The following is a 17594-nucleotide window of genomic DNA, read 5'->3' as shown; positions in this document are numbered from 1 at the left end:
CGAAGCTCGCTCGCAGCTGAGCCACCAGCCCATCCACCACCCTGCCGCTGGCCGCCGTCTCGCCGACAGCCTGGGCCGCGCGCTGGGCCTCGCTGTGGATCACTTCGACCCGACCGCGCACCGCCGAGGCACCGTCGGCCTGGTGGGCGGCCGAACGGGTGGCGGTGTCGATGGCGCCATGCACCTCGTCCACCGACGCCTGCACCGATTGCTGCAGGCGCGCGCTGTCGCGCAGTGCCTGCAGCCCCTCGGCCGCCTGGCCGCCGGCCTGGCTGATCACCGCCACCGCCTCGCGCGCGCCCTGCTGCAGGGCCGTGATATGCGCCTGGATATCGCCGGTGGACTGCTGGGTCTTGCTGGCCAGCGCGCGCACCTCATCGGCCACGACCGCGAAGCCGCGACCGCTCTCCCCGGCTCGCGCCGCCTCGATGGCCGCGTTCAGGGCCAGCAGGTTGGTCTGTTCGGCGATGGACTGGATCACCGTCAGCACCACCTCGATCTGTTCGCTCTGCTTGGCCAGCTTCTCGATCACCGCCGAGCCGCTGTCGACCCGCGCCACCAGCGCCTCGATCAGACTGCCCACCCTGGCGGCGATGGCCGCGTTCTCATGGGCCGCCTGGCGGATCGCCGCGACCCTCTGCTGGGCATCGTGCATGGCCCGGCTCTCGGCCTGGGCCGCCGCCGCCATCTCCTCCAGCGCCTGCAGGCTACCGGCCACTTCGTCGCGCTGACGCCCGGCCGCGGCTTCCGCCGCCGCGCTGCGCTGGGCCAGGCTGCGGATTTCCTCGCCGGTACGCTGAGCCACCTCGCCGGCCTCGCGAATGATGGGCTGCAGCTTGGCGATAAACTGGTTGACCGCATCGGCCATCTCGCCGACCTCGTCGTCGCTGTCCAGCTGCACCCGGCGGGTCAGATCGCCCTCGCCGGCGGCCAGGTCCTTGAGCGCCGCGATCAGCAACTGCAGGCGACTGACCACGCGCCAGCCCAGCACCAGAGCCACCACGGCCAGGGTCAGCAGGCCGACCACCAGCAACCCCGAGGCGATGCGCCAGCGCAGGCTCTCGGCAGCCTGCTGCACGGTCTCGCTGCCGTTGCGCGCCATGTCGGCGGTGGCCTGTTCGGCCAGTTGCAGACGCTGCTGCAGGGCCTGGGTACTGTCCTGGGCGGCGCCGGTCAGGCTCTTGTCGACCAGCTCGCCCGCACTGCCGACCAGAGTCGCGAAGCGGGTGTCCAGCGCGGTCAGCTCCTGCTCCACGCCATCCAGCGACATGCCCAGCTGGACCTTGCCGATGGACGCCCCCATCGGATTGATGTCCGCCTCGATCATGTGCACCTTGGCATCGCGCGAAGCGGCATCGATCAGCTTGGCCAGCGCGGTGTCCCCCTGCCCCGCCTCCACCAGCTCGCGCACCCGCGGGCTGCTGCGGTTGAAGTTGCGGGTCAGGCGCTGGCCCTGGGCGTCGTAGAACACGGCGAAGAGCACGGCCGGGTCGCGCTGGACAATACGGGTCAGCGCGGTCAGGGCCGGCGTGTCGTTGTCCCAGATGGACTTGGGTGCCACGCCGGCGAGCAACTGGGCCATGGAGTTGCCGGACTGCTTGAGGTTTTCCTCCAGCACCTGGCGCAACTGCGCCTGTTCGTCCTTGAGCTGGCCGGAGAGGCCACCCGAGAGACGCTCGCGGGTATTGGTGGAGAGCGCCGCCAGGCCAGCGCGCATCTCTTCCTCCGCGCTGCCCAGCTCGTCGGCCAGGCGCTGGCTCTCCCCGCCCAGGCGCTGGGTCAGGTCGTTGACCAGGCCGTCGACCGTGGCGCGCGTCAGCCATACCGCGAGGCCGACCTGCGCCAGCATGGCCAGCACCAGGGCAATGAAGACAGGGCGCAGCAACCGGCTGCGCAACAGCGAGAACAGAACGGACACAGCGAAACTCCTTCCGGTCGTGGACGACCTATGCCAGCGCATCGGCCGTATTCGGCAAAGCTGTAGCTAAGCAAGGTATAGGCCAAATGCCAGCATAAAAAAAAGCCCCGCATGAGCGGGGCTTTCTTCGATTGGCGACTCAGTAGTCCGAGTTGCCCCTGAGCTGGGCTTCCGCGGCCTTGGCCAGGTCCGGCGGCAGGAAGTCCTTGTCCGGGTCGTAGTCCGGCTTGAGGAAGCCGGACAGGGCCTCCAGATCGGACGGAGCCAGGGTACCGGCCGCCTGCTTCAGGCGCAGGTTGTTGAGGATGTAGTCGTAGCGGGCGTTGTTGTAGTTGCGCACCGCAGCGTACAACTGGCGCTGGGCGTCGAGCACGTCGACGATGTTGCGGGTGCCGACCTGGTAGCCGATCTCGGTGGCCTCCAGGGCGCTCTGGTTGGAGATGATCGACTGCCGGCGCGCCTGCACGGTTTCCACGTCGGTGTTCACCGCGCGGTGCAGGTTGCGGGTGTTCTCCACCACCTGGCGGCGCAGGCTCTCGCGCTCCTGCTCGCCCTGGTTCAGGCGATGGTAGGCCTCGCGCACCTGGGAGCTGGTCAGGCCGCCGCTGTAGATCGGGATGTTCAGTTGCAGGCCGATGCTGGTCTGCTCCGCATCGCCGTCGTAGATCGACGTCGCACCGTTGTTGGTGAAGCCGAGGGAGTCGTTGTCGCCCTTCTGGTACTGCGCAACGGCGTCCAGGGTCGGCGCATGGCCGGCCTTGCGCTGGCGCAGGGTTTCCTCGGCGGCATCCACCGCGTAGTTGCTGGCCTGCAGGTTGAGGTTCTGCTGGGCGGCGGTATCCACCCAGGCCTTGGCGTCGTTCGGTGTCGGCACCAGCACCGGCAGGGTGTGCAGGATGCCTTCGATGGAGCCGTAATCGCGGTTGGTCAGGGTGACCAGCGCCTGGAAGGCGTCATCCACGGAGCGCTGGGCGAGAATCCGGTTGGCCCTGGCGGTGTCGTGACCGGCCTGTGCCTCGAGCACGTCGGTCTTGTCCGACAGGCCCACGTCGAAGCGCTCGTTGGCCTGGTCCAGCTGGCGCTTGAACGCCGCCTCCTCGGCCTTGGTCGAAGCCAGGGTGTCCTGGGCACGGAGCACGGCGAAGTAGGTTTCGGCGCTCTGCAGGATCAGGTTCTGCTCGGTGGCCGAGAGCTGCAGGGCATATTGCTGGTCGGTGGCCTTGGCCGCCTGGAACTGGTACCAGCGATCGGCACGGAACAGGGGCTGGCTGAGGCTGGCGCGATAGGACAGGCCGCTGCGCGAAGCGCTGACGTTGCCCGCCCGGGTATCGACGTCGGTGTCGGTGTTCATCGCATCGGCGCCCGCCGACAGGTTCGGCAACAGGCCGGCGCGGGCCTGGGGCACCACTTCGCTGATCGCCGCGTAGTTGGCGCGGGCGGCCGCGAGGTCGGCGTTGTTCTTCACCGCCTCGTTGTAGACGGTGACCAGATCGGTCTTGCTTGCCAGGGGGGCGTCTTCCGCCCAGGCCATTCCGGTGGCAGCAGCTACTGCGAGCGCCAGAGAGAGTCTGCGTAGCATGATCAGTCCTAGGATGCGTTGGGTAACCGGGCAAGGCTAAAGTGGGCACGGACAACGGTCAAGGAGCCGGCAGATCGGTTGGCGACATGCTTTGTTTCCCGCTCGCAACAATCAGAATCGAAACATCTGGATAGTTGCGCCCCACAACGAAATCTCCCCCTCGAATTGTTGTCTCCATCGACCTTGATTAGACTGCTGGCAGTTCTTGTCGGGGTGCCCAGAGTCGTGGGCTGAGATCGGATAGTTCCGGATCCCGTTGAACCTGATCAGGTTAAGGCCTGCGTAGGGAACAAGATGTCCTCGCCGCATCCGCGCGAGCCCTCTCGGCACCACCCGTGGTGCGCCTTCCGCCATCAGGTTCGCTCCGACATCCAGCCGAGGAGCCGAGCCGATGAGCATCAAACAACAAGTACACCTGAGTGAAAGCGCCAAGGTCGACCAGCAGTCGATCCAGCCCTTCCCGCGCTCGCAGAAGGTCTATGTGCAGGGTTCGCGCCCGGACATCCGCGTACCCATGCGCGAGATCAGCCTGGATGTCACGCCCACCGCCTTCGGTGGCGAGATCAACCCACCGGTCACCGTCTACGACACCTCAGGTCCCTATACCGACCCGAGTGTGCAGATCGACGTGCGCCAGGGCCTGGCCGACGTGCGCAGCGCCTGGATCGAGGATCGTGGCGATACCGAGAAGCTGCCGGGCCTGTCCTCGGAATTCGGCCAACGCCGCCTGGCCGACGCCGAGCTGACCGCCATGCGCTTCGCCCACGTGCGCAACCCGCGCCGGGCCAAGGCCGGCAAGAACGTCAGCCAGATGCACTACGCCAGGCAGGGCATCATCACGCCCGAGATGGAATACGTCGCCATCCGCGAGAACATGAAGCTGACCGAAGCGCGCGAGGCCGGCCTGCTCAAGGAGCAGCACGCCGGTCACAGCTTCGGCGCCAGCATTCCCAAGGAGATCACACCCGAGTTCGTGCGCAGCGAGGTCGCCCGCGGCCGCGCCATCATCCCGGCCAACATCAACCACGTGGAGCTGGAGCCGATGATCATCGGCCGCAACTTCCTGGTGAAGATCAACGGCAACATCGGCAACTCGGCGCTGGGCTCCTCCATCGAGGAAGAAGTGGCCAAGCTGACCTGGGGCATCCGCTGGGGCTCGGACACGGTGATGGATCTGTCCACCGGCAAGCACATCCATGAGACCCGCGAGTGGATCATCCGCAACTCGCCGGTGCCGATCGGCACCGTGCCGATCTACCAGGCCCTGGAGAAGGTCAACGGCATCGCCGAGGACCTGACCTGGGAGCTGTTCCGCGACACCCTGATCGAACAGGCCGAGCAGGGCGTGGACTACTTCACCATCCACGCCGGCGTGCTGCTGCGCTATGTGCCGCTGACCGCCAAGCGGGTCACCGGCATCGTCTCGCGCGGTGGCTCGATCATGGCCAAGTGGTGCCTGGCGCATCACCAGGAGAATTTCCTCTACACCCACTTCGAGGAAATCTGCGAAATCATGAAGGCCTACGACGTCAGCTTCTCGCTGGGCGACGGCCTGCGCCCGGGGTCCATCGCCGACGCCAACGACGCGGCCCAGTTCGGCGAACTGGAGACTCTCGGCGAGTTGACCAAGATCGCCTGGAAGCACGACGTGCAGTGCATGATCGAAGGCCCCGGCCACGTGCCGATGCAGCTGATCAAGGAGAACATGGACAAGCAGCTGGAGTGCTGCGACGAGGCGCCCTTCTACACCCTCGGCCCGCTGACCACCGACATCGCCCCCGGCTACGACCACATCACCAGCGGCATCGGCGCCGCCATGATCGGCTGGTTCGGCTGCGCCATGCTCTGCTACGTCACGCCCAAGGAGCACCTGGGCCTGCCGAACAAGGATGACGTGAAGACCGGCATCATCACCTACAAGATCGCCGCCCACGCCGCCGACCTCGCCAAGGGCCACCCCGGCGCGCAGATCCGCGACAACGCCCTGAGCAAGGCGCGCTTCGAGTTCCGCTGGGAAGACCAGTTCAACCTCGGCCTGGACCCGGACACCGCCCGCGCCTTCCACGACGAGACCCTGCCCAAGGACTCGGCCAAGGTCGCCCACTTCTGCTCCATGTGCGGACCGAAGTTCTGCTCCATGAAAATCACCCAGGAGGTGCGCGACTACGCCAAGGAGAACGGCCTGACCGACGAGCAGAAGGCCATCGAGGCCGGTTTCGCCGAACAGTCCGAGCGCTTCAAGGACGAAGGCGCGGTGATCTACAAGCAGGTGTAGAACCCGCCTTCCGCTCCCCTTGGCCACGGCACAGGGGAGCGGAGCCTTCGCACCACAAGCTAAAAGAGAAGCATCAGCGCTGCAGCGCCCCAAGCTCCCGCCCGCAGCGCCCCAGCAGTTCGCAGGGCCTGACCAGCTGATGCCCGGACAGGCTGAAGAACCGGTGGAGAACCGTTTCCTTCTCCCCGCTCAGCTCGACCAGCCAGCGCCCCTCCTGTCGATCGAAGATCCCCATGTAGGGCTGACGGAACTGCAGTGCGGAGATGACCTCGCTACCCAGCTCCAGCCCCAGCTTTTCCAGCAGACCGCGGTCCTCGCACAGGGCCGAATCCGCCGAGACGACCAGTCTGTAGCGTCCGGACACTGTCACGGTCGGCTCTTCGACCGTATCGGCACAGGTGTCGTAACGGGTCGCCGCCAGGAATTCGCCTTCGGCACTGAGATCGTAGACGGTCAGCCCTCGCTCCGGGACGGCCTGCTCCTGGCCACGGATCACCTTGCTCGGATGTGGAAAGCCACCGGACAGGACCTGCAGCTGGTCGCGCATGGCGACATGCCACGCGGGGCCGTTCCACACTTCCCGTCGGCGCAGGTGCTGGGGCTCGGTCGGCACCACAGTCTGGAGCAGGTCCTCCTGGGAAAACGGTATGTTCCACACCCCTTTCTTCCCATAGAGCATGCAGTAGCCGTCCCCGGGACGCCCCTGGACTTCGCAGAGATCCACATACAGGTAGTAGCGCTCGGGCGGCAGGCTCATGAAGCTCCCCAGCGGATTGTTCAGGTAGAACTCGCGAATCCGCCCCCCGTCCTCCAGCGACACCAGCAGGGGCAGCGTGGTCGTCTCTTCGCCAATGCGAAGTTGATCGCCTTCCACCGTGACGCCCTGATCGATCGAGGGGGCCAGCCAGAGCCCTCGGGCGAAGGACATGTAGCCTCCCAGCGGGTCTTTCCGCGCATGGGCCTGGGACATGCCGTCGTCAGACCCGGTGCCCAGCAGAGAGCGCCCGAAACCCAATGCAGGCTCGCTCGCGCCCAGAACGTCAAGCACGGTGGCGCCCTCGTCCAGGACGGCCCCCTTGGTCTCGATGACACCTGGAGCCCGCCCGGGATCGAAGATGAGGAACAGATTCTTGCGCGGCTCGCCATTGCCCTGCAGCAGAGTCTGCGCATCGTTGACCATCGCCAGGTGATCCGACGCAAGCACCACGACCGTATCGGCTCCCCACGGGCTGCGCCTTATCTTGTCGACGAAGCTACCCAGCAAATGATCGGAGCAGTGGACCGCCTGCAGCATGGGCAGGTCGCTATGGGCATAGTGCAGGCCGGAGCAGCTGGCCGACATGTGCCCGGACGGGTGATGGGTATCGAGGGTCAGCAGCGACAGAAGGAACGGCGCGGAATCGGCACTCAACGCCTCATAGGCCTTGTAGGCATGGTCGAGCAGGACATCGTCCTTGACGCCCCAGGCGGACATGTCCTCTGCCGCCAGTTCCGGCAGCGTGGAGAAATATTCGAGACCGACGACCTTGTCGAAACCATGCTGCGTCAGGAAACCGTGCTTGCCGGCGAACGACGAGTCGGCGCCGCCATAGAACGCGGCCCGGTAGCCCTGCCCGACAAGAAAGTCGCCCAGACAGGTTGCCCCCGAAAGGAAGCTGGAACGTCCCGCCATCGTGTTCCCCTGGCTTACAGGCATGCTCAGGGGGACACCGCACTGGGAGCTGACCATACCCGCGATGGTCCAGCCGGTGCCGGGTAACTGAGCAATGCCGGAGAAGTCCAGAGCCTCCGAGCTCAGGCGCTTGATGTTCAGCATCAGTTCCGGAAACCGTTCCTCGTCCAGATAGGTGCGCTCCAGACTCTCGGCATAGATATAAACCACATTGCGCGGCCGCTTCAGGGTCCCTGCAGGCGTTCGATATTCCTGCGCCTTATCCTCGACACTCCCCGCCAGGGAGCCGTACTCCTTCATCAGCGAATACAAGCTACCGGGGCCCGGCGCCAGCCACAGCGACAGGCCATATGCAACGACGAACAAGGACGAAGGCACGAAACCCCATGCCCTGCGCCACAGAGGCAAGGTCAACGCGATCAGTACGGCCGCCAGAGACGTGCAGACGATCAGCAGCTCCGGGAGGTACTCGGAATAACCGGCCCCCTTCACACCGGTCTGGAGGTGGTAGAGCACTGACAGGTCGAAGCCACTGTCGGTAAAACGATTCGCCCCCCACCAGGCTCCTGCGACCAGGAGAAAGAGTGCGACCAGAATGCTCTTGGGCCACAGCGGCCGACGGCTGAATATCAACAGCAATAGCAGTGCGAGGGAGAGAACGACGTTGATAAGTACTGGATAACTCATTGGGGATAATTGCTAGAAAGCTCTCAGATCAGAAAAACACATGCCCCGTTTACAGGGGCGCGAGAAGGACATGATCGAGACGCACATCCGACGGGGACTGGAAACGAATCATCAGATGCTTCGGCGCCTTCTCCGGAAGGACCAGTTCCAGTTCCACACCGGCAATCCCCGAGCGCAGCGCACCGATATCGGTAGCAGACGCGAGAACCTGCAACTCCTTGCCATCGGTGTCGGTACCGATCACCTCGACGCTCGTCTCCGCTGCCACTTGCTCGAATCCCATCACCAGCAGATGACGACGCCCGCCTTCCAGGCCGATCTCGGGGGAAAGCAAGGTTGCCACGCCCTTCTCATTCGGGGAAACCCACAGCGCCCTTCTCTCGCCTTTCAGTTGGGTATCGGCGAGCAACTGCCAGCCCTCGCTACCGACTGCGGAGCGCAGGCCGAACGGCCACAGCTTCGCGGAGCGGGGCAGCCCCGCCCGGGCTAACGCGAAGTCCTTGAAGGCCATTTCCGCCGGCGTATTGCGCCAGGAGGTGAAGGAAGAGAACCCCGGCTGCCCCTCGTAGATGCCGTTGGAGCCGTTCCAGGCCATGGGCGAAACGAAGCGGGCATTGCTGTTGAACACCTGCAGCATGGACAGGTAGGAGTCACCGTAGCCTGCCAATTTGGTGGGCTCGAGGAAGTCGGAGGCACTGTATTCGGAGATCCCCCAGTCCAGATCGAAGTCCTGGATGGTGCCGAACAGGGTCCGGCCATTCTCCATGGCGATGTCGTTGCGAGCGCTGCGGCCGTACAGGATGGCTCCCAGGTGCCCGTGCGAAGGCTTGGCGCCTTCTATGCTGACGCCGGCCGTATCGTAGTTCTTGACCGGGCTTTCCACAAAGATCGGCAGAGGGTCGGCCTTGCCCTGGGGAGCCATGAAGCCCTGGGAGGTGAAGATCTTCGACGGATCGATCCCCGCCTCGGCCACCCATTGCGACATGTCGTCGTGATGCCTGTGCACCAAGTGGCGCCGGAACTGCTCCCACACGCCGAACCAGGGATTGCGCCAGAACCAGCGTCCCGGGGTCGGCGGCACCACCTCGTCCCAGCTCTTGAAATGCTCGCCGGCCAGCTCGTTGATTTCATCGAGCCTCAGCAACTGGCTGCGAGCCAGCCCCGCCAGCGGCTGCCCCGGCGCATACGGACCGCTCGCAGTCAGCCATTCGCGGAACTGGCGCAATGTGCCCGGGTTGTAGTCGAACCATTCCTCGCCCGAGAAGAACGGATTGATATAGACGTCCGGGTCCAGGTTGATCCCGATGAACAGGTGAGGATTCTCGCGCGCAAACTCGGCAACCACGGCAGCCGAAGCCTGCAGGTTGCGCTTCTTGTAGGCATGCACGGTCGTGGCGTAGTAATTGAACGTCAGCGAGTTGGCCAGCTCCGGCGACTCCTCGGAGCCCGGCAGGTTCTTCAGATAATCGTCCGGGTACGCCTCACCCTTGGCGGTCCACTGCACATTGGCCTTGCCCTCCTCGAGGTAGTCGTTCAGATCCCACTCAGGCGCACTGGCGCGCGCATCGGCCCATACGCCGCCGTTAAGGGTCAACAACAGCGGAACCTGGTATTGCCTGGACAGGTCGAGGACGCGGCGCAAGGAGTCTTCGGCGATGACCTTGCCATCCTGCTCCGTCGAGGTATCGAAATCCGGATCGAACACCCAGTCACCGGCGCGCCCCTTGGTCGTGCGCATGTACAGCACCGGCACACGTACCCCGAACTTGATCGTATCGCTCTGGAAGGCGGCGTACTCGGCGGCGAAATCCTTCAGCTGCGCGTCATCCGCACCGCTGGTTCCGACAGCCAGATGAAACACATCCTCTTTCCACTGAGGATAGCGCTGGACCAGCTCTCGCCATGGCGACGGCGGCGCGGCCAGGACATTCAGACGCGCCAGCTGAGTACGGTTCCCCTGGCGGTCCAGAGTACGAACCTCGACGACGTCGTTGCCCTCCAAGAGATTGGAAATATCCCCCTCGAACTGGAACCCCGAGCGAGCCGTTTCGCTCAGGTCCGGCCTGGCCGCAACCACGTCGGCCCTTTCGATGCCGGTACTAGCCAGAAACACCTGCTGGTCGTTGACTACGATCTCCACCGACTGCAGACCATCGGGATCGACCGCCCAACCGTTGAGAAAGATGTAGCCGTCAGCGAATTTGCCGTCGACCGGGTTATCGACATAACCCACGGCAGCGACATCTGGCTGCCCCTCCGAACAACCGGACATGACCAGGGAGAGCGCAAGGAACAGCAGAGTCTTTTTCATCACCAGCTTCTTAAAAACGAATCGAATATTCAGCCCCACGCACTGCATGGGACCGATGGCAAAGTCATACAAGCAGAGCCGCGACCTACAACCCAGGTCGCAGCAAGCAGGCGGGCTGCAGTCCTGCGATCTTCGCCGGTACGACACCCGCCTTCAGGTATCCGACGAAGCCGGCATACCGCGCATCGCGCCCATACACCTTGCGCAGATCGCTACGCCGCTTTCCGCTCAGCGCATATCCGGCGACCTGCCCCTGTTCGTCGAGCAGAAGAACCTGCGCAGGCACCTCCCCCTCGTCATCCAGCAACCAGCCTTCCACACGCTGCCAACCATCGGCCAGCACCACGGTCTGCTCGATCTGGCCCCGGCAGGTCGCGGAAGGAGAATCGGGCAAGGGTTTGCCCAGCAATTTGCCGGCCCCTTCGATCAGAGGATGGGCGAAGGCCGAAATATGCCGTCTCCTGGCCGTGGCGGAAACATTCTTCAGAACGGGCTGGAAGAAATAGATACGGGAGAAATACTCCTCGTCGTTCGCCCCGACCTGCAAGGCCAATGCCGTCACCATGCGCTCGAAGGTCTGCGGATGGGGTCGACGGGCATCCCACTGCCCCTTCACCAGCAGCAGGGGCACCAGGGCGAACAGCCACACCCACCGCCGCGAGAACATGGTGGCGCCATAGCGATGGGCAGCCAGCAACAGGAGCGCACACCACGCCAGCAGCTGTGGAGTCAGGTAACGGCTCGTCAACGCTTGTCCCGCGCCGTATTCGAGCCGCCCGGACGCCGTGCCCACCACGGTCCCGCCGATGTACAGGAGGAAGGTCAGCAACACCCATGGCCAAGGGGAAGACGAGCGTTCACGCCAGGCCAGCCAGGCGAACCACGCCGATCCCACGATCAGGGCGGCACCGGCAACCTTGGGGACGGTCAGCGGCAGCCCTTTAACCAGGAAGAACCACGGGCCGCCGAGATAGACCAGCACATACGAAATCAGATCCCATGGCCGCTGCAACAACGCGCTCGACAGAGACACATGGTTGGGCGGGTAGACGAAGTCATGGAAATAGACCCCATAGGTGAGCACGCCCAGCGCCGCCAGCACCATCACCCGCAGCCAGCCCTGGCGCAGCAGGGCAGCGAGCACCGCCATCAACGGCAACGCCAGGACGCCATTGGCCATGGTGACGCTGCTCAACACACCCAGCAGAGCGGCCAGGCAGAAATACCACCATCCATGGGCGCCCTGCGCCCTCGTCAGCACGATGAAGGCAAGCAGCGGCACCAGATAGGCGGAAAAGAACTGGCTCTGAAAGGCCCAGGTGAAGTTGCTTTGCTGAAGCCAGGAAAAGCACAGCACGGCCAGCAAGCCCAGAAGCACATGGCGCTGGTACGCCTCGGGCACCAGCTTGCGGGCGATGAAGGCGAACACCAGGAAATTCGCCAGCGCAAACAGCACATTGAGCGTGAACAGGAAAACCAGCGACGCATCGAAAACATGCACGTCGACCCAGAACAGCGCCTTCGCCAGGACCAGACGGTGCTCGTTATGCAGCTCCCAGAACACCTTCCAGCCCTCACCCGCCTCCATGCGGAAGACAGCCAGAAGATAGCCGTTCCACATGTCCCAATAAGGCACGGGCGTGTAGTTGATCCATGTTCCGTAAATGCTCATTGCGGCAAAGAACAAGCCAAAGAACGCGAAGAAGGCCGAAATCCAGTAGCCGCGCGCCCTAGGAAGCTGTGTAGCAGTCATCAAAGCAGTTCCTCGTCAGCGTGAAGGGTACGAGGAAGATCAGGAGAGAAAACGTTCTTGTGCATAAGCCATCCATGCGATGAGTCAACCGACGCCAGGTAAGGCGATGGGTCATTGAAAGCGTATTGTCCTAGAACCGTGAGCAAATAAGCCACCACACCGTCTGCAGCGGGCCAAATCAGACCCTCCGGGCCCAGCCACGTGCCATCAGCCAGAACCACCAGGCGGCGGCCACTACCTGAAAAGTCAGCCCCACGCCAAAGATCACCGCGTGCTTCGACATCTCGATATAGCCGTCGCCAAAGACCGATGAAAACAACGCATACAGGCTGGCGAACGCCCCCAGGAAAAGAACAGCCAGCGGCGCATTACCAGCAGAGATCCCGTCACGGCCACGGAAGCTCCTGAGCAGAATCAGAAATGCCAGCCCGCCGCCCAGCAAGCCCAGGCAGGTCAAGCCGACATAAAGACGAGGCGGCAATCCCGACAGCCAGGTACTCAGGGACATCGTGCGCACCAGCTCGAGCTTGCCCTGGGCTTCTTCTGCATCCCCAGGCTCTATGACGCCCAGATAATCGGGATACAGAGGCTTGGCCCCCAACGTGATGCGATACATGGGGACCAACAGTGTTCTCGGCTGCGAGACAAACAAGGCGAGCAACTTCATGCGGCTGACCTGAGCCACGGCCGGGCATGGCCTATGGCCTTCCTTGCTGAGCCAGCTGCTGCCGATATCCGCCAGGCACTCATCCGGTAGACCGAGCAGACGCAGCGCCGCTGGCTTGTCTGCAGCCGCAGGCAGGACCGCCCCGAAGAACGTATTGGTCTTGTTGGCCTGATCGATCGTGCGCATCAGCTCGGTGGACGAGGGGTTCATGAGGCTGAATGCAAAAAGCAGCCCCCCGCCAAGAGCAGCGTACAGCAGCGCCACGCGACCTATGCGCCAGCGCAACCAAACCACCAGAGCGAACAGCCATGACAACACCACTGCCATTGGCGCGTATTGCTGCTTGCTCATGCCCAACCATACGAGTGCGAACACCGACAGGCCTAGCAATCCAAGACCAGGGCGCTCACCTGACACCAGCAGGCAGACTCCGGTCGAAAGCGCCAGGAACGTGGCGACCACTACCGAGAACTCCATGTAGAGCGTGTTGGCATAGGCCAGATAGGCCCAGTCGGTGAACAGCACGGCAAAAATGACGCACAGCGGCAACCGCAGACGCCCCGCATACATCAACAACAGCAGCGTGCCGATGCAGAGAAATCCCAGCTTCCAGATGGCGACCTGCCAGAAGGAAAGTATCTCGCCGGGCTCGTGAAACAGCGTGGCGAGCCAGGGGAATACGTTATCGACAGAGCGCATGCAGACATCGGAGCGAACATCGCCATCGAACTGCAGAAAACGGGAGGGGAACAGGTAGTTGCCGTGGGTCTTGTCCACGCCGTCTATAAGCTGCCAAAGCCCCGTGCAAGACGACTGACGCAGAAAGTCGTAGCTGTTGGCATAGCCGATGAAGGGCAGCAGCAACACCTGCCAGGCCATATAGGCAACCACCAGCCCGAATATCAGCAGCGCAGCGCTATCGGCACGGGACCAGAGAAGCGGAAGCCCAAAAGTAGATCTCATTGCCGCCCAGACTCCGGAAAAAAGCCGGAGACCCAAGGCCACACATGCCAGGCTTCGGGATGCGAATCGAGAGCGACCTGCAGATGGTCGGCCAGGCGCTGCGCCAGCGTCTGTGCATCGAGGCCCATGACCGGCCCCTCAAGCCGCATATGGCGATGCCCATCGCGAGGGTCGATCATGATCGTATAGATCAGCACAGGGACACCAGCCTCGGACGCCATGCCGATTGCACCCGCGGGAAGACGAGCATCTCGCCCCAGCAAACGCACGGGCAGGCTCGACTGGCCCGGCTGCAGAGGTGCATCCGGCATGACCATGACCGCACGCCCCTCTGCCAAAAGGCGTCTGCGCATCCGTTCGATGCTACCACCGACGGCTATGGTGGGAGCTCCGCTCAGGCGGGCCACCTGGGCAATGCGACGATGCCCCATCCAGCCCACGAACCTCTCTCCCCAAGGCGCAACCTTGGGCGGCGGAGCATGCAGCCATGCAATGGGATAACCATGGTCGCGAAAAAAACGAAGCGCCCAGAAACCCTGCCCATAGTGAAAGGTCACCAGCATAGGAGCTGGCAACTCGCTCGGCGCGGGTAACGCATCCCCCGACACATGCAGATAGCGCTTCATCCAGGATCTGCCGTACTTGAGCGTCAGGAAGAAGTCGGCGATATCCGTCAATCGGTGCAAGGCTATCAGCCGCTCCGAATGCGGCCCCGAAGCCCCTCTCCACATCACCAGCGAGCCCAGGGCACTCTCCTGTTCTCTACCCTGGAACAGTGAATAACGGGTAATGAAACGCAAACCGCGAAACGCCAATGGCCAAGGCAGCAGGAAGACTAGAATCGCCACACAGACGACTTCCAGAGCGGCCTTGAATTCGCGCCCCAAACCGCTCCACGAAATAGACAAACGAACCTCACGCTCCAACATGCAATACGGGTATTGGCTCAGGGACGGGTAAAATCCAGGAAAGCATCCTTTCTTCCATGAGCATTCGATTGTGCGAATTATCCATCGACTGGCCGCCCACTGCCTAGGCTTGCTGCTGGCGACGCAGGGCAATGCCGCCTCGATCATCCCCCATGCAGAGCTTTCCTCCGAGCAGAACAGCACCATCAGCGGAGGCTCTGGAGCGCTGATGCCGGATGATGCAACGGGGCAGCGCCTGGAGTTCGAGTTCGAGTCCGCTGACTACTTCAGCCCCAAAAACATCGGTCACTTGACGATCGGTATTCGCGGCGAATCCATCGCTGTCGGCGGGAGAGGCATTGTCATGGGCAATCTCACCCAATATGGCTTTCCCGGTGGCCGCTGCCAGCAGACCAACCAGAATAATGTCGCAGCCATAGAGTCCTATTGGCCTGACAATAACTGCGTATATGGAGGAGAGACCCAATCCGCTCAACTACGGAACGGCGAACGCTACAAGGTCCGGGTGGAATCCCTCAGAAACGGACTGATCCGCTACTACCTATACCTGAGAGAAGATGAAGATTGGAGACTGATCACCAGCGCGGGGGTTCACGACGACTTCAACGATAAAGTGCAGGCGAATCTGGCAGGCTGGTGGATAGCCGAAGTATTCGGTACTCATCAATGGCGGGTGGATTTCTATGACATCCGGCATGGCGACATCTATTGATCAGTCGCTGAATCCCAAGACACAACTTGCCAGCTATTTCAAATACCTCAAAAAACGCACAAAGCACTTATCGTACTTTGTGCGTCAACCCTACAATATCCAACGCCTAACCGATAAGGCCAGGCTTGAACTCCAGCTGAGAAACTAGGGCTGGAGGCTCTTGAACAGCTCGCTCACCGCGTCGTTATCAGTTTTGATGTTCTTGGCAGAGGTGACCTCCTCGATCTTCTTCTTTCTTACGTCTGCCTCAAACTGCCCCTCAAGCACCTGAATAATCGAGGGCTTGACCTCTTCGAAAGATTTCATACCCTCTTTCTTTCGATCGACAAGTCGAATGATGTGATAGCCAAACGGGCTTTGTACCGGCTGGGAAATATCTCCCGGCGCCTTCAGAGCAAACGCAGCATCGGCGAAAGGCTTGACCATTTTCTCGCGGGGGAAGAAACCTAGATCCCCACCCAACGCGCCGCTTGAGGGGTCGTCCGACTTTTCCTTTGCGAGATCGGCGAAAGATGCACCAGCCACCAACTGCTTGTGCAGTTGCTCAGCCAGCTTCCGGGCCTCTTCAGCTGTGCGCTTATCGCCAGTAGCTATGAGGATATGCTCGGCGCGAACCTGCTCGGGCACCTTATAGCTTTCCTTTTCAGCCAAATAACGCTCCTTGGCGAGCTGTTCGAAATCGGGCTTTTTCGCGTCTTCGCCTAGGCGAACCAGATACAGATTGGCAAGAGTCCGCTCCTGCTCATACTGCAAGCGCTGGCGGGTCGCAGCATCCTGCCCGATACCCTTGGCAGCAGCCTCAGCCGCTAGTTCGCGAATGAGATAGTAATTGGCGAGGTACTCGCGATATTTCTGCTCGCTTCCCAACAACTCCGTCTTCTGGCTGTCGTTCAGTGTTCCTTCGATAAGCAACCGATACTCATCAGCCTTGATAGTCGCTTTCTCGCCACGAATTAGCACACCGGCGTCCCCCGCCAACGCCACGGCGGGGAAAACTGCAATTGTCAGGAGTGAAAGTACGGACCGCTTTAGCATGAAAACCTCTGAACAATACGAACAAAGAGAAAGATATTTATATAGATTAAACGGCACGGGCGCCCCATGACGAGACGCCCGCTCCGAAACAGCTGGGATTATTGGCTAGGCGTATTACTCAACTTGTAGGAGCAATTCCTACCCGACGAGCAACTGCTTACACTGGTAGCCGGGTTGATATGGGACACATTAATGTACATTGTGCCCGTCGTCGGCAGCTTGCAGTTACTGGCGCGCCTAGCCGGCGGCGAACTCTCGTGCGTCCAGTTCACACTAACCTCTGCAGCATAGCTGCTCATGCAGCGCCCCAAAGAACTAGAGAAGTCGCCAGGGTTCTGCGATATCGAAATGACCCTACTGTAAATTGGGCTAGTCGCACCATTGATGCTACTCAACTGGCCATATTTGCTGGAGTTATCGGCCAAAGCAGCCATATTGACTGGATAAGCAACATAATCGGGGCCGACTACCGCTTTCAGCACCTGAGTGAAAGGCCCCCAGAAGATGTCAGCTGTGTTGTCAATCGTCCCGCCAGGCGGTGTGGGCGTAGGCGTAGGACTCGGGGTTGGCGTCGGGCTCGGAGTGGGTGTCGGGCTCGGAGTGGGTGTCGGGCTCGGAGTGGGTGTCGGGCTCGGAGTTGGCGTCGGGCTAGGGGTCGGCGTTACACCCAGCTCACAGGCTGCATTGGTAACATTGACTCCGTCAATCGCCAAGGCCCCATCGGCCTGAACAGTGGCGCTTGCATAAGTACCACACACGACGTCATTTATCTTGAACTCGCCAGGCTGGGCGGCGGCGCTGCCGGCAGCAAGGTATACGACGGATACGCCCAGCAATGGCTTGATTATTCTCATCATTCCCACCTTTACATTAGAGAAGCGCCCACCCTAGTGTCGGGCCTCAACGCTCTAATAGTAACGGATTTTGCGCAGGAAAGCCCACAGGCAGAAATACTCCGAGCAAGGCTCGGATGAATGGCGCCCAAGAGAGGACAAAAGGAAGCAAGAAAGCCATCTACCGCCTGCGTGACGGAGGAGCCAAGCACTGCGAATACGCTGAATTCCCACCTGCTCGGAAATAACGACTCCATCAG

General features: G+C 62.1%; 10 protein-coding genes and 1 riboswitch. Of the genes, 2 read left to right on the top strand and 8 right to left on the bottom strand.

What is annotated here, in order from left to right:
* Positions 1 to 1918, bottom strand: a 1918-nt coding sequence (locus N5D30_RS20415; protein WP_279910455.1) for a methyl-accepting chemotaxis protein, incomplete at its 3' end; no start/stop codon positions are given.
* Between the two features lie 139 nt (positions 1919 to 2057).
* Complete coding sequence (locus tag N5D30_RS20410; RefSeq protein ID WP_279901951.1) at positions 2058 to 3497, bottom strand: TolC family outer membrane protein; 1440 nt, start codon at positions 3495 to 3497, stop codon at positions 2058 to 2060.
* A 199-nt stretch (positions 3498 to 3696) separates the two neighbouring features.
* Positions 3697 to 3803, top strand: a riboswitch (TPP riboswitch).
* An 85-nt stretch (positions 3804 to 3888) separates the two neighbouring features.
* Here N5D30_RS20410 and thiC point away from each other — a divergent pair.
* On the top strand, positions 3889 to 5772 hold the full coding sequence (thiC, locus tag N5D30_RS20405) for a phosphomethylpyrimidine synthase ThiC (protein WP_279910454.1): 1884 nt from the start codon (positions 3889 to 3891) through the stop codon (positions 5770 to 5772).
* A 73-nt stretch (positions 5773 to 5845) separates the two neighbouring features.
* On the opposite strand, the gene N5D30_RS20400 is transcribed toward thiC, so the two are convergent.
* The 5 genes from N5D30_RS20400 to N5D30_RS20380 form a co-directional block, all read right to left on the bottom strand.
* Positions 5846 to 8131, bottom strand: a complete 2286-nt coding sequence (locus N5D30_RS20400) for a sulfatase-like hydrolase/transferase (RefSeq protein ID WP_279910452.1) — start codon at positions 8129 to 8131, stop codon at positions 5846 to 5848.
* A gap of 49 nt (positions 8132 to 8180) precedes the next feature.
* Complete coding sequence (locus N5D30_RS20395) at positions 8181 to 10442, bottom strand: hypothetical protein (RefSeq protein ID WP_279910451.1); 2262 nt, start codon at positions 10440 to 10442, stop codon at positions 8181 to 8183.
* 85 nt (positions 10443 to 10527) lie between these two features.
* Positions 10528 to 12195 (bottom strand): hypothetical protein, encoded by a 1668-nt coding sequence (locus N5D30_RS20390; RefSeq protein WP_279910450.1) that lies wholly within the window; start codon positions 12193 to 12195, stop codon positions 10528 to 10530.
* A gap of 178 nt (positions 12196 to 12373) precedes the next feature.
* On the bottom strand, positions 12374 to 13825 hold the full coding sequence (locus N5D30_RS20385; protein WP_279910449.1) for a hypothetical protein: 1452 nt from the start codon (positions 13823 to 13825) through the stop codon (positions 12374 to 12376).
* Positions 13822 to 14754: a hypothetical protein gene (locus N5D30_RS20380; RefSeq protein WP_279910448.1), complete on the bottom strand. Its 933-nt coding sequence runs from the start codon at positions 14752 to 14754 to the stop codon at positions 13822 to 13824. Before N5D30_RS20380 ends, N5D30_RS20385 begins: the two co-directional genes overlap by 4 nt.
* 70 nt (positions 14755 to 14824) lie before the next feature.
* Between N5D30_RS20380 and N5D30_RS20375 the strand changes: the two genes are divergently transcribed.
* A complete protein-coding gene (locus tag N5D30_RS20375) occupies positions 14825 to 15466 on the top strand; it encodes a hypothetical protein (RefSeq protein ID WP_279910447.1) in 642 nt (213 codons plus the stop codon).
* Positions 15467 to 15610: 144 nt separating this feature from the next.
* Here the strand turns inward: N5D30_RS20375 and N5D30_RS20370 are convergent, their stop codons facing one another.
* Complete coding sequence (locus tag N5D30_RS20370) at positions 15611 to 16501, bottom strand: peptidyl-prolyl cis-trans isomerase (protein ID WP_279910446.1); 891 nt, start codon at positions 16499 to 16501, stop codon at positions 15611 to 15613.
* Positions 16502 to 17594: the final 1093 nt, after the last annotated feature.

This window comes from Pseudomonas sp. GD03875, from assembly GCF_029840585.1.
In the GTDB taxonomy this organism is placed as follows: Bacteria; Pseudomonadota; Gammaproteobacteria; order Pseudomonadales; family Pseudomonadaceae; genus Aquipseudomonas; species Aquipseudomonas paralcaligenes.
This window is presented reverse-complemented; position numbering and strand designations above follow the sequence as displayed.

Excerpts from the sequence above, each read along its gene's own strand:
- N5D30_RS20390 (WP_279910450.1), bottom strand. The coding sequence starts at position 12,195 with ATGACTGCTACACAGCTTCCTAGGGCGCGCGGCTACTGGATTTCGGCC.
- N5D30_RS20395 (WP_279910451.1), bottom strand. The coding sequence starts at position 10,442 with ATGAAAAAGACTCTGCTGTTCCTTGCGCTCTCCCTGGTCATGTCCGGT.
- thiC (WP_279910454.1), top strand. The coding sequence starts at position 3,889 with ATGAGCATCAAACAACAAGTACACCTGAGTGAAAGCGCCAAGGTCGAC.
- N5D30_RS20385 (WP_279910449.1), bottom strand. The coding sequence starts at position 13,825 with ATGAGATCTACTTTTGGGCTTCCGCTTCTCTGGTCCCGTGCCGATAGC.
- N5D30_RS20370 (WP_279910446.1), bottom strand. The coding sequence starts at position 16,501 with ATGCTAAAGCGGTCCGTACTTTCACTCCTGACAATTGCAGTTTTCCCC.
- N5D30_RS20400 (WP_279910452.1), bottom strand. The coding sequence starts at position 8,131 with ATGAGTTATCCAGTACTTATCAACGTCGTTCTCTCCCTCGCACTGCTA.
- N5D30_RS20410 (WP_279901951.1), bottom strand. The coding sequence starts at position 3,497 with ATGCTACGCAGACTCTCTCTGGCGCTCGCAGTAGCTGCTGCCACCGGA.
- N5D30_RS20380 (WP_279910448.1), bottom strand. The coding sequence starts at position 14,754 with ATGTTGGAGCGTGAGGTTCGTTTGTCTATTTCGTGGAGCGGTTTGGGG.